Origin of the sequence: Pelomonas sp. KK5 (genome assembly GCF_001984095.1) — a bacterium.
Lineage (GTDB): Bacteria > Pseudomonadota > Gammaproteobacteria > Burkholderiales > Burkholderiaceae_C > KK5.
In genome coordinates this window covers 1-12,859 of record NZ_LYVQ01000039.1, presented here as the reverse complement: position 1 = coordinate 12,859, position 12,859 = coordinate 1, and the positions used below count along the sequence as shown (strand labels likewise).

The 12,859-nt window shown below is 70.4% G+C and carries 11 protein-coding genes; 1 reads left to right on the top strand and 10 read right to left on the bottom strand.

All coding sequences use genetic code 11. The features are described from left to right. Positions 1–7 precede the first annotated feature (7 nt). The 10 genes from pyrR to B0W88_RS08235 all read right to left on the bottom strand — a co-directional run bounded on the left by pyrR (position 8) and on the right by B0W88_RS08235 (position 11,787). The gene (gene pyrR, locus B0W88_RS08280; RefSeq protein ID WP_077034191.1) at positions 8–511 is read right to left on the bottom strand and encodes a bifunctional pyr operon transcriptional regulator/uracil phosphoribosyltransferase PyrR; all 504 of its coding nucleotides are present in this window, start codon (positions 509–511) and stop codon (positions 8–10) included. After that, the gene (ruvX, locus tag B0W88_RS08275) at positions 508–900 is read right to left on the bottom strand and encodes a Holliday junction resolvase RuvX (protein ID WP_077034190.1); all 393 of its coding nucleotides are present in this window, start codon (positions 898–900) and stop codon (positions 508–510) included. The genes pyrR and ruvX overlap by 4 nt, the downstream gene beginning before the upstream one ends. Before the next feature lie 33 nt (positions 901–933). After that, positions 934–1,512, bottom strand: coding sequence for a YqgE/AlgH family protein (locus tag B0W88_RS08270; RefSeq protein ID WP_077034189.1), 579 nt, complete (start codon positions 1,510–1,512; stop codon positions 934–936). A 75-nt stretch (positions 1,513–1,587) separates the two neighbouring features. Then, positions 1,588–2,031: a response regulator transcription factor gene (locus tag B0W88_RS08265; RefSeq protein ID WP_144006670.1), complete on the bottom strand. Its 444-nt coding sequence runs from the start codon at positions 2,029–2,031 to the stop codon at positions 1,588–1,590. A 96-nt stretch (positions 2,032–2,127) separates the two neighbouring features. Then, positions 2,128–7,830, bottom strand: a complete 5,703-nt coding sequence (locus tag B0W88_RS08260) for an Hpt domain-containing protein (RefSeq protein ID WP_077034187.1) — start codon at positions 7,828–7,830, stop codon at positions 2,128–2,130. A gap of 3 nt (positions 7,831–7,833) precedes the next feature. Continuing rightward, complete coding sequence (locus tag B0W88_RS08255) at positions 7,834–10,140, bottom strand: methyl-accepting chemotaxis protein (RefSeq protein ID WP_077034186.1); 2,307 nt, start codon at positions 10,138–10,140, stop codon at positions 7,834–7,836. 66 nt (positions 10,141–10,206) lie between these two features. After that, on the bottom strand, positions 10,207–10,749 hold the full coding sequence (locus tag B0W88_RS08250; protein WP_077034185.1) for a chemotaxis protein CheW: 543 nt from the start codon (positions 10,747–10,749) through the stop codon (positions 10,207–10,209). Between the two features lie 27 nt (positions 10,750–10,776). Further along, positions 10,777–11,142, bottom strand: a complete 366-nt coding sequence (locus tag B0W88_RS08245) for a response regulator transcription factor (protein ID WP_077034184.1) — start codon at positions 11,140–11,142, stop codon at positions 10,777–10,779. A gap of 15 nt (positions 11,143–11,157) precedes the next feature. Next, positions 11,158–11,565 carry a PleD family two-component system response regulator gene (locus B0W88_RS08240; RefSeq protein ID WP_077034183.1) on the bottom strand — a complete coding sequence of 136 codons (408 nt, stop codon included), beginning with the start codon at positions 11,563–11,565 and terminating at the stop codon, positions 11,158–11,160. A 69-nt stretch (positions 11,566–11,634) separates the two neighbouring features. Then, positions 11,635–11,787 carry a rubredoxin gene (locus tag B0W88_RS08235; RefSeq protein ID WP_077034182.1) on the bottom strand — a complete coding sequence of 51 codons (153 nt, stop codon included), beginning with the start codon at positions 11,785–11,787 and terminating at the stop codon, positions 11,635–11,637. A 233-nt stretch (positions 11,788–12,020) separates the two neighbouring features. On the opposite strand from B0W88_RS08235, the gene B0W88_RS08230 reads away from it, so the two are divergent. Then, a partial coding sequence (locus tag B0W88_RS08230) for a bifunctional hydroxymethylpyrimidine kinase/phosphomethylpyrimidine kinase (RefSeq protein WP_077034181.1) occupies positions 12,021–12,859 on the top strand: 839 nt, incomplete at its 3' end.

Genomic DNA, 12,859 nt, shown 5'->3' with positions numbered 1-12,859 from the left:
TCTTTGTTCAATCAGCCTTCTTGAGGTCGAAGCTGAAGCGGCCAGCCTCGTCCTTGGCGAGCTGCAGGTTCTGCTCCCGGGCCAGGCTCACGCGCGCAGCCGAGAAGGCGGGTTCGATCGGCAGCTGGCGTCCGCCGCGGTCCACCAGCACGGCCAGCGTGACGCTGGCGGGGCGTCCGAAGTCGAACAGTTCGTTGATGACCGCGCGGGTCGTGCGGCCGGTGTAGAGCACGTCGTCGATCAACAGGATCGGCCGGCCTTCGACCTCGAAGGGCAGCTTCGTATGGTCGGCGCTGGCGCTCATGCCGCGCGAGCCGAAGTCGTCGCGGTGCAGGGAGCTGGAGATCACGCCGTGACCCTCGCTGAGGCCCAGGTCCTTGTGCAGGCGCTCGGCCAGCCAGGCGCCGCCGGACCAGATGCCGACCAGGGCCGTGTTCGGCTCCATCAAGCGACGCACGCCGGCGAGCAGGTCGGCGTAGAGCGCTTCGGCGTCGAGATGCAATGTACTCATGGGTTCTCGCGGAAGAATTGTTCGAGGATCAGGGCGGCGGCGGCGGCGTCGACATCCTTGGCGCCATGACTCTCGGCCTCGACGGAGGTGTAGCGCTCGTCCACCTCGTAGACCGGCAGGTGGAAGCGGCCCGAGAGCTGGCGGCCGAACTTGCGGGCGCGTTCGGTCATCTCGTGCTCGTTGCCGTCCGGATGGCGCGGCACGCCGATCACCAGCGCGTCGGGCTGCCATTCGCGGATCAGCTTTTCGACGGCGGCGAAATCGGGGGCGATGGAGGTAAGCGGCCGGGCGGTGCCGGTGAAGCGGTTGCCGCTGGCGACGCCGACGCGGCGGGTGCCGAAATCAAAGGCCAGCGGGGTCTGAGCGGAGGCTGGCGTATTCGTTGGCATGGCGCGGCATTTTAAGCGTGCCGCAATCCCTGCTCAGGCGTGACCCGCCTCGGCGCTCAACATGCGCGGGTCCACACCCAGCAGCGCCAGCGCACGGTCGTAGCGCTCCTCGATCGGCGTGTCGAAGATGATCTCCGGCGCGGCGTCGACGGTGAGCCAGCCGTTGCGGCCGATCTCTTCCTCGAGCTGGCCGGCGGCCCAGCCGCTGTAGCCCAGCGTGACGATCACGCGCTTGGGGCCGGCGCCATTGGACAGCGCCTCCAGCACGTCGCGGCTGGTGGTCATCTCCAGGCCGCCGGGCACGCTCAACGTGGCGTTGTAGTGGCCGCCCTCCTCGTCCAGGCGCTCGTGCAGCACGAAGCCGCGCTCGGTCTGCACCGGGCCGCCGTAGTAGACCGGGCGGGCGGCGAGTTCGTCGTAGGGAAGGCTGAGGTCGACCTTCTCGAACAGGTTGCCCAGCGTCAGCGAGATCGGCTTGTTGATGACCAGGCCCAGGGCGCCCTTGTCGTTGTGCTCGCACATGTAGACGACGCTGCCGGCAAAGGCCTCGTCGACCATGCCCGGCATGGCGATCAGAAACTGGTTGGTCAGGTCGATCCGGTCCGTGGGCATGGAGCGGATTCTAGGGCACGGCGCCTGGGGCGGCGGCGTGCCGGAGCGTGGTTTCGGCGTGGTTTCGACGCCGCTTCAGCGCCGGTTAAGGTCCACCAGCAGGCCGGGAAATCGCTGCGCCAGGCCGGCGGTGACGAAGCGCCCGCCGGCCATCATCCGCCGCAGCGCCGGCAGCAGTTCGAGCGCTCGCTGCGCACGCGGCAGGTAGCCGGCCACGCCCATGGCCAGCAGGCGCGCGGCCTCGATGCGCTCGGCCTCGCCGGTGATCACCAGGATGGGCACGCCGGCCAGCTGGCAGCGCACGCGCGTCACGCCCTCGGTGCCGCTGGCCACGCCGGCGGCGTCGGGCAGCGCGAGGTCCAGCACCAGCAGGTCGGGGCGGCGGCTTCGCCCCAGCGCCAGGCCCCGGCCCAGCGTCGGCGCCTCCAGCACCTCGGCCAGCGGCCATTCGCTCAGGATCAGCTCGCGCATGCCGGCACGGACGGCCGGGTGGTCATCGACGATCAGCACTCTTCTCACAACGGCAACCCTCTACAACGAAGGCTGCACGGTAGGTGTCGACCTGACCCTTGGCAATTTGCGGACGTGGGGGGTGCCCCGCGGGGCACCCTGCACTCACATCACGGACAGGTGCTCGGGGCTGGTGTAGCGCTGGATCAGGCCGAGCAGGTGCTCCTCGTCATACGGCTTGCCGAGGTAGTGGTCGACGCCCAGCTGCCCCGCATAGTCGCGGTGCTTCTGCGCGATGCGCGAGGTGATCATGATGACCGGCAGGCGGTTCAGGCGCGGATCCGAGCGCATGTTGCGGACCAGGTCGAAGCCGTCCATGCGGGGCATCTCGATGTCCGACAGCACCAGCGCCGGCAGTTCCTCGCCGGCGAGCTTTTCCATCGCGTCCATGCCGTCCTTGGCCAGCTGCACGCGATAGCCCTCGCGCTCCAGCAGGCGCTGGGTGACGCGGCGCACGGTCAGCGAGTCGTCGACGACGAAGATCAGCGGGGCCAGCTTCGGCGGGGCGATCGCCGCATGCACGGCCTCGCCGTCCTCGGCACCGCCCGGTTGCTGGATCTGCCGCACCCGTTCCAGCGCCGCGGCGCCGTACCAGCTGGCCAGTGCCACCGGGTTGTAGATCAGCGCCACGTCGCCCGAGGCCAGCAGGCTGATGCCGGCCAGGCCAGGCACGCGGTGCAGCTGCGGGCCGAGGTTCTTGACCACCACTTCCTGGTTGCCCATCACCTCGTCCACATGCAGGGCCAGCCGCTGCTGGGCACTGCGCACCAGCACCACCGGCAGGGTCTTGCCATGCGGCACGCCGCGGTCGCTCTGCCCCATCAGCCCGCCGAGCCAGTAGAAGGGCTGGGTCTGGCCGCCGAGCTCCATCTGCCCGGACGCATAGGCCGCCTCGACCTGCTCGGCCGGCAGGCGCTGCACGGATTCCATCAGGCTGGCCGGCACGGCCACCGTCTGCTCGCCACAGCGCAGCACGACGATCTGGGTCAGCGCGGTCGTCAGCGGCAGGCGCAGCAGGAAGCGCGTGCCCTGGCCCGGCGTGGACGCGGTCTCGATCGAGCCGCCCAGCGTGCTGACCTCAGCCCGCACCACGTCCATGCCGACGCCGCGGCCGGACAGCTCGGTCACCTTGCCGGCGGTGGAGAAGCCCGGCGCGAAGATCAGTTGCTGCAGTGCCTTCTCGTCGGGCGTCTCGTCCGGCTTGATCAGGCCCTGGGCCAGGCCGCGTTCGCGGATGCGGTCCAGGTCCAGGCCCTGGCCGTCGTCGCCGAACTCCAGCAGCACCTCGTTGCCTTCCTGGCGCACCTGCACGCGGATCGTGCCGGTGGCCTCCTTGCCGATGGCGGCGCGCAGCTCGGGCAGCTCGATGCCATGGCTGACGCTGTTGCGCAGCAGATGCTCGAAGGCGCCGGCCATGCGCTCCAGCACCGAGCGGTCCAGCTCGGTCTGGCCGCCGACGATCTCCAGCTTCACCTGGCGCGCCGCATCGCGGGCCGCCTGGCGCACCACGCGGTGCATGCGCTCGCCCATCGCGGTGTCGAACTCGACCATGCGGGTACGCAGCAGGTCGTCCTGCAGCTCGCGGGTCAGGCGCGACTGCGCGGCCAGCTCGTCTTCGCCCAGCTGCACATTGCGCTGCAGGCTGCGCTGCACGGTGGCCACGTCGTTGACCGACTCGGCCAGCATCCGGGTCAGTTCCTGGAAGCGGGTGTAGCGGTCGAACTCCAGCGGGTCGAAGTCCTTGGATTCAGCGGCGGCAGCTTCCTGCTGGCGGCCCATCTGCGCCTCGGCCTGCACTTCCAGCTCGCGCAGCTGGCCGCGCAGGCGGTCGAGGTTGTCGTCCAGGTCGAGCAGCGCGCTCTTCATCTGGGCCAGCTCGGACTCCAGCCGCGAGCGGCGGATGCTCACCTCACCGGCCTGGGCGGCCATGCGCTCCAGCAGGCTGCCGCGCACGCGCACCAGCGCCTGCAGGCCGGCGGCCGCCACCTCGGGCGCATGCTCCTCGCCCTGCGTCTCGGCCAGCGCTGCCCAGTCGACCTGCGGGCCGGCCGCGTCTTCCGGGGAAATCTCCAGCTCGATGTCGAGGTGTCCGTCTTCCAGCGGCTCGGGCTCGGCCAATTCGATGGCGACGGCTGCCGCCGATGGAGCCGCGTGCCAGGTCTGGCTCAGGTGCTCGTAGCCGGTCTCCAGGGCATCGCCGGCATCCTGGAGCGCATGCAGGTCGCTGGCCTGGGCGTCGCCCTTGCCCAGCACCCGCTCGATCGCCGATTCCAGCTCGTGGGCCTGTTCGCCCAGGCGCATGGCGCCGCACAGGCGCGCACCGCCCTTGAAGGTGTGCAGCGCGCGCATGCAGGCCGCCGCGCGGCCCTGGTCGCCCGGGCGCGCCGCCCATTCGCGCAGCGCCCCGTGCAGGTCGCGCAACAGGTCGCGGGCCTCTTCCTCGAAGATCGGGAACAGCTCGGGATCGATCTGGTCGGGCAGGCCGGGCTCGACTTCGTCCGCATCGGCGGAGGGCATGTCGAGCAAGGGCGCCTGCATGGCAACCGGTTCGGGTTCCGCTTCCGCTTCCGGCGGCAGGTCCACCGGCGCGGGGGACAGGGTCTGCGGCTCCGGCGCCGGCACGTAGTCGTTCAGCTGCGCCACGAGGGCTGCATCGTGCGGCTTCAGGAAGCCCGCGGCGAACTGGTGCAACAGGTGACGGATGTCCTCGGCGGCGCGCACGAACATCTGCGCCTCGGCCTCGCTGTAGCGGCTGGTGTGCTGGGCGCGGCCCAGCGCATGCTCCAGCGCGCGGGCCAGTGCGGAGAGGTCGTCGTAACCGACCGTGCCGGCATTGCCGGCCAGCGCATGGGCCAGGGATTCGCTCGCCGGCGGCACCGGCCGCGACAGCTCCAGCGCCCATTCGGCCAGCGTCGTCCCCAGGCGGCGCGACAGCTCGTCGGCCTCGTTGAGGAAGATGTTGAACAGCGTGATGCTGATACGCAGCGGGCCGATGACCTTGATGCCATCCTCGCTGGAGGCATCGGCGTCTTCTTCCGCCGCTTCGGCATCGGCTTCGGCGGCCACGGGCTCGGGCTGCGGCTCGGGCGGCGGGACCAGCGCCAGATGAGGCGCAGGCGCCGGCGCCGGCGGGGCCGGCTCCAGCTCGCCGATGTCCAGGTCCAGCGTGAAGTCCGGCAGGTCCACCGTCTCGTGCATGGCCACCGTCGTCTGAAGCTCGGGCGGCGTCAGGTCCAGCACGAAGGGCTCGTCCTCGGCGGGCAGCGGCGCGGCTTCGACGACGGGCGCAGGCGCCGGCGCGGCATCGGACAGCGGCGGCAGGTCCAGCGTCAGCGCGGGTTCGGGCAGGAATTCGTCGAGTGCGGCGGGCTCGATGATCTCGGCCACCTCGGGCACTTCGATCACGGCTTCGGCCGGCGCGGGCTCTTCCTGGGGCTCGGGCGGCAGGCGCAATGCGTCGGCGCCACGGCGCAGCGGGTCGGGCAGGAAGTGCCCGCCCTGGCGGCCGGCGATCTGCTCGACCCAGTTGCCCAGGTAGTCCAGCGCGCTGCCGGTGAAGTCGAGCAGCGCGGCGTCGGCCTGCGGCGCCGGCTCAGCCAGGCGGGCGTTGAACAGCTGCTCGCAGGCCCAGGCGCCCTCGCCGAACTCGGTGAGGCCGACCATCCGGCCGCTGCCCTTCAGCGTGTGGAAGGCACGGCGCAGGTCGGTCAGGCGGGAACGGTCGCTGCCATCCTGCCGCAGCACGGCCATGGCCTCGCGGGCGTTGCCCAGCACCTCGGCAGCTTCCTCGAGGAAGATCTCGAGCATCTCGGGGTCGGCGGCCACGGACGGGGCCGGGGCCGGTTGCGGCGCAGGCTCGGGCGCCGGCGGCGGGAGATCCAGTTCGAGCGAAGGCAGCTCGATCGGCAGCGGCGGCAGCTCGAGCGCGGCGGGCGCCGGTGCATACACCTCTTCCAGCAATTCAGGTTCGGCCAGCACCTCGACCTGGGCCTCGACCGGTTCCTCCACGGCCGGCACCCGGCGCGCACCGCTGCGCCGGCCCATCAGCGGATCGAGCCGGCCGCTGGCCTCGTCGAAGCGGAACATGCGCTTGGCCAGCGCCGGCTGGACGCTGAGCATGTCGATCATGAAACCCAGGGCGCCCAGGTTGTTGGCCAGGCGCTCGAACAGCTCGCGCGGGCCGGGCAGCTGCGGGTCGACCTCGGTGTTGGCCAGCTCGTCGATCTCGTCGCGCATGCGCAGGCAGGCCTGCGCGGCCTGCGAGAGGCCCAGCACGGTCAGCACGCCGCGCATCGCCTGCAGCTGGCCCGGCACCGGGATCAGCAGCTCGCGGCGCGCGGGGGTGCGGAAGTATTCGTCGGCCTCGCGCTCGATCTCGGACAGGCTGGCACGCAGCTCGTGCACCACGCTGCCCAGGGTCTGGCGATCGGACACGCGGCGGTACAGGTCCTCCATCCAGGCTTCGAGCGCCTCGGGCGGCTCGCCATGGGCGACGTTCTCGACCCGGCGCGCCAGGCGGTCCACCCGCTGGGCCTGCTCGGGCTGGTCGAAGGCGGCATCGTCCAGTGCGGCGTCGATGTAGAGCAGGCTGGTCGCCACCTCCATCGCCAGCGCCGGATGCGGCGGCTTGCCGGAGCGCAGCGTGCCGACGACGGCGCGCTGCAGCGTCTCGCCCAGCACCTCGCCGCGCGGGAACAGGCGCGCCAGCGATTCGCTCAGCTGCGCGAACTGCTCGTCCAGGCCGGCGAGGCGATGGGTATCGCCCTCGGCCGCGCTGGACCAGGATTCCTTGGCCGAGGCGACACGGCGGCGCGCCTGCAGTACCCAGTTCGGGTCGATGCGGCCCAGCGAGTCGTCCTCGTAGTTGCCGCGGTCGTCCTCGCCCAGCTCGTAGGTGAACTGCACGGCCGCCAGCCGCGGCGCCACCTGCGGCGAGGCCTGCACCTGGGCGCAGAAGAACAGCAGGTCGCCGGCCAGTTGCTCGGAGATGCCGCCATCGCCCTGGGCGATCAGGCGCAGCTGGGCCAGCAGGCGCGAGCCGAGGCGCTTGACGAAGGCATCCACCGGCAGCAGCGCCAGCGACTGGGCCTCGTAGACGGCGGCAGCCAATTGCCACAGCGTGCGCGAACGGGGCTGCTCCGGCGGCAGGCCCGCGGCCAGCGCAGCGCACAGCTCGCTCAGCGTGCGGGCATGCACGGCCTGGCCGGTCGGGCTCTGCTCGCGCATCGCCTTCAGCAGCACCGCCTCGAAGGCGGCACGGGCCGCGGAGGCCGGCAGGGGCCGGGCGGTCGAATCCGCCGGCAGCTCGAGCCAGCGGAACTCCTTCTGCCACAGGTCGGCCGGATGGGCGCGCTCCGCGTGGTTGAAGGCCTGCAGCTCGCGGTAGGCGGGGAACAGGGCCAGCGTGGATGTCTTGTTGCCGGCCAGCGCGCGGGCGATGTAGGACATCAGCGCGAAGTCGGCCCGCTCGATCGTCTCGACCGCCTGCAGGTCCACGGAGGCGGGATGCTCGGCCAGGTTCTCGACGGCCACTTCAGAGGCGCGCAGCAGCGTGGCGCCGGCCGGCAGCCCGACCAGCGACAGCACGCCCGCCACCTGGTGCAGTTGCTGCGCCGCGGACTGCAGCGCGCCGCTGGGCTGCAGCTCCGTGCCGGCGAAGCTGGACATGCGGGTGTCGCCGTCGCGCAGTTGCCGGCGCAGCGTCTTGTGCACCGTCTCCAGCGAGCGGCGCAGTTCCTCCTCGACCCAGGCCAGCGGGCTCAGGTCGGCGGGGAACTCGGAATCGCGGGCGTCCATGGTGCTGTTCATCGATCAGTTCACCTTGAAGCGGGCCACCGAGGAACGCAGCGCATCGGCCGAGCGGGACAGCTCGTGAACCATCAGCGCCGTCGAGCGCGTGCCCTCGGAGGTCTGCTCGGTCACCGCGAAGATGTGCTGGATGTTGGAGGCCACCTCGTTGGCCGAGCGGGCTTCGTCCAGCGCCTGCGCGGAGATGCGGGCGATCAGCTCGTCCAGGTGGCGCGACACCGCGTCGATCTCTTCCAGCGCCTTGCCGGCCGCGTCGGAGAGCTTGGTGCCCTGCACCACGCCCAGCGTCGAGCGCTCCATGGCGGCCACCGCGTCGTGGGTGTCGGTCTGGATGGTCTTGACCAGCGCGGCGATGCGTCGCGTGGCGTCGCCGGAGCGTTCGGCCAGGCGTTGCACCTCTTCGGCCACCACCGAGAAGCCGCGGCCCGCCTCGCCGGCCGAGGCCGCCTGGATCGCCGCGTTCAGCGCCAGCACGTTGGTCTGCTCGGTAATGTCGGAGATCAGCTCGGTGATCTCGCCGATCTCCTGCGAGGACTCGCCCAGTCGCTTGATGCGCTTGGAGGTTTCCTGGATGTGCTCGCGGATCGAGTTCATGCCGGAGATGTTGTTCTGCATCGCCTGCAGGCCCTGCTCGGCAGCCTCGCGGGACTGGCGCGCCACCTGGGCCGTCTGCTGCGCGGCGCCGGACACGTCGTTGATGCGGCCGGCCATCTGCAGCACCGCCTCGCCGGTGGCGCGGATCTCGTGCAGCTGCTCCTTGGAGGCGGCCAGCAGGTCGGTGGAGGTCTGGTCGACCTGCACCGTCGTGTCGGTCACGCGCACGGCGGTGGACTGCACCTGGCCGACCAGGGTGCGCAGTTCCTCCACGGTGTAGTTGACCGAGTCGGCGATGGCGCCGGTGATGTCCTCGGTCACGGTGGCCTGCTGCGTCAGGTCGCCCTCGGCCACCGCCTGCAGTTCGTTCATCAGCCGCAGAATCGCCGCCTGGTTGGCATCGTTGACCCGCTTGGCCTCCTGCTGCTCGGCCTCGGCCTGGCGCTTCTGCTCCTCGGCGAAGGCGGCGCGCTGCTTCTGGTCCGCCACGTACAGGCGCAGGAAGCCCAGGGCCCCGACCACCAGCGCCGCCAGCGAGGCCAGCATCAGCAGCACCAGCCAGATGCTGGCGCCGCCGGCGCCTTCCAGGTCGGCCGCGATCTGCTCCAGGCCCTTGCGCAGCGATTCGCTGTCGGCCAGGATGCTGTTCTGCGCCTCGCGGGCCGACACCAGGCCGGTCAGGTTGGACAGGATGGCCGAGGCCTGCACCCGCGTCTGCTCGTACTGAGCCAGCAGCGTGGTCAGGCGTTCGCGCAGCTGCGCGTCCTTGGCGGGGGCGAGGTGCAGGTCGGCGCTGCCGCTGAGCATCGCCTCGTTGATCAGCTTGAAGGAGTTCAGGTCCTTGCCGAGCATGAAGGTGGCCTCGGCGCTGACGCCTTCCTGCGTCAGGAACTCGTTGGCGCTCTTGCCGATGCGCTGGGTCAGCATCACCAGCTGGCCGGCCGCCGAGATCTCGGCCGGCGAGCCGCCGCGCTCCAGCGACTGGGCGGCCACCGCCTCGGCGCTCTCCAGCAGCTCGCTGGACTGCTTGTTGATCGCGCGCAGCGCCTGGCCGACCTGGGTCAGCACCTTCTCCTGGCCCTGCACCGTCTTGCCGTTCTTCTCGGCCCGCTGCACCAGCGGCATCACCTTCTGCAGGTCAGGCTGCACCGAGGCCGGCGCCACCGCCAGCGAGCCTTCGCCGGTGCGCAGGTTGTTGACCACCTCGCTGAGCGCGCCCACGCTCTCGCGCAGCTCGGCGAAGGCGGCCGGGTTGCCCACCAGCGCGGACGAGACCGACTTGGCCATCCGCTGCGACTGCATCAGCGCCTGGCCGGTGGCGCGCACCTGGGCGGCGTTGCGGTTGCCGCTGACCAGGCTCAGGCTCACCGTGCCGGCGGTGCCGATCAGGCCCAGCGCCACCAGGCCGGTCAGCATCATCTGCTTGCGCGCCTGGTTGGCATCGCGCTGGCGGCGCGCCGGGGCGAGCGTGCTGTCGGCGGCCACGGTCGACTGCGCGAACACGCCGGTGCTCTCGGCGAACTCGGTGGCCAGCGGCATCGCATCGGTCGGCAGGGCCTCGGAGATGATCGACGGGGATTCGCTGTGGCGCGACGCCTGCGCATCGCGCATGGCCGGCGGCTGCGACGGGCGGCCCTCGCGCACGAGCAGTTCAGCGCCGCTGTCGGCGCCGGTGTCCGGCGTGCCCAGGTTCTTGATTTTGTCCAGCAAGCTCATCTCAGCCTCGTGTATTCAACACCGTGTCTTCGAACATGCAGCGGGGCAGCCCCTGGCCTGCACGCATCACACCACAATCCGCAGGAACTTCTCGTGCCGCGACAGCGCTTCCAGGTCGAGCTGCTGCCAGCTGCGGCCGGAGGGATCGCGCATGCGGGCGCCGGCAAAGCGCGGCCGGGGCCCGGCGTTCGGGTCGGCCGGCTCGGGGCTCAGCGAATCCTCGCTGCGCAGGCCCATCAGGCGGTCCACCAGCAGCGCGCAGTTGATGTTCAGCTCGGGGTTCAGCGAGACGAAGCGCGCCTGCTGGGCCGCGGCCGCCGCCACCTCGGGCCGCTGCGCCGCGCGCAGGCCCAGGAAGGCCGCCAGGTCCACCACCGTGAACAGGCCGCCGCGCAGGTTGGCCACGCCCGCCAGCCAGGGCTGTGCATAGGGCACCGCCTTCAGCGGCACCGGCGTGAAGATCTCGGCCGCCTGCTTCAGCGAGAACAGCAGGCCCACGCCCGCGCACTCCACCGCCAGCCAGCTCGCCGCCTGCGTCTGCTCGCGCGCGGCCTGCATGCGCTGCGCCAGTCGCTGCTGGAGTTCTCGTAATGCCTCTTTATTGCTCACTGGAACTCCGTACGTGGAGGTAACGCGTTATCCGAGCGCCTTGATCTTGGCCATCAACTCCTCGGCCTTGACCGGCTTCACCACATAGTCCCGCGCGCCCTGGCGCAGACCCCAGACCTTGTCGGTCTCCTGGTTCTTGCTGGTGCACATGATCACCGGCACGCCGGTGTAGCGCTCGTCGCGGGTGATGGTGCGCGTCAGCTGGAAGCCGTTCTGGCCCGGCATCACCACGTCCATCAGGATCAGGTCCGGCTTCTCCTCGGCCAGGCGCTTGAAGGCCTCCTCGCCGTTCTCGGCCGTGCGCACCGCGTAGCCGCGCTTGGTCAGCATCTCGGTGAGATAGGCCAGCTCGGTCTTGGAATCGTCGACCAGCAGGATGTTGTGGATGGGCATGGGAGCGCTCGTGAGTTAGAGCACAGGCCGGTACTGTCGCACGGCCTGCAGCAATTGTTCTTTCGTGAACGGCTTGGTCAGGTAGTCCTGCGAGCCGACCATGCGGCCGCGGGCCTTGTCGAACAGGCCGTCCTTGGACGAGAGCATGATCACCGGCACCTTGGCGAACTGCGGATTGCGCTTGATGATGGCGCAGGTCTGGTAGCCATCGAGCCGCGGCATCAGGATGTCGCAGAAGACCAGGTCGGGCATGAAGTCGCTCAGCTTGGCGAGCGCGTCGAAGCCGTCCTCGGCCAGCACGACCTGGTGGCCGCCCTGCTTCAGGAAGATTTCCGCGCTGCGGCGGATGGTATTGCTGTCGTCGATCACCAGCACCCTGGTACCGGCGGCCGAGCTCCCTGCGGAGCCATCAGAAACGTCCAAGCGGAATCTCCTTGCCGCCGCGCGGCCGGCGCTTCATCACGCCCGGCCGGCTTGCGTCGACATAATCAGTTAGATGCGCACCATCTCGAAGTCTTCCTTGCGCGCGCCGCACTCGGGGCAGACCCAGTTCATGTCCACATCGGCCCAACGCGTGCCGGCAGCAATGCCATGTTCGGGATCGCCAGCGGCCTCGTCGTAGATCCAGCCACAGATCAGGCACATCCAGGTACTTGCGTCGGTCACGATGTATAGGTGTTTGCTAACTACAATGCAAAGATTGTAGCTACGCCATTCTTGTCGCCCGCATGGGAGCGTAGGCAGGGAAGCAACAGGCGCATCACGCGACACCACGCGCTTGCGGCCATATTTCACAGCCTGCCCGCCCGTACGTTTGGACACACGAGTGGCCCGCCCGCGGCCCGCGGATCCAGAACCGACCTAGCGCCGCACTGATCATGAGCAAAACCGACCCCGCCCCCCAGCAAGACCTCGTCGCCGAAGACCAGGAGGCGCCCGCCTGCGTGATGAGCTTCAACGCCACCGAACCCAGCGGCGCCGGCGGCACGGCCGGCGACGTCTCCACCATCGCCGCGATGGGCGCGCACTGCCTGCCGGTGGTCACCGCCATCGTGCTGCGCGACACCGCCGAGGTCTTCGAGCAGACCGAACTGGACGCCGACACCATCGCCGAGCAGGCCCGCCACATCCTCGAGGACGTGCCGGTCGGCGCCTGGAAGGTCGGCTTCCTGGGCTCGGCCGAGGGCGTCAGCGCGGTGGCCGAGGTGCTCAGCGACTACCCCGACACCCCGCTGGTCTCCTACCTGCCCGCGATCTCCTGGCTGGACGAGGAGCAGCACCAGAGCTACCACGACGCCTTCCGCGAGCTGATCCTGCCGCAGACCCAGGTGCTGGTGGGCAACCACAAGACCCTGACCGACTTCCTGCTGCCCGAGTGGGACGCCGACCGCCCGGCCTCGCCGCGCGAGATCGCCGTGGCCGCCGCGCAGCACGGCGCCGCCTACGTGCTGGTGACCGGCATCAACCTGCCCAACCAGTTCGTGGACAACGTGCTGGCCACCGCGCAGGGCCCGATCACCGGCGAGAAGTTCGAGCGCTTCGAGGTGGGCTTCGTCGGCGCCGGCGACACGCTGTCGGCCGCGCTGGCCGCCCTGCTGTCGGTGGGCGCCGAGATCCATGCCGCCGTCGGCGAGGCGCTGTCCTTCCTGGACCAGTCGCTGGACGCGGGCTTCCGCCCCGGCATGGGCCATGTGGTGCCGGACCGCTTCTTCTGGGC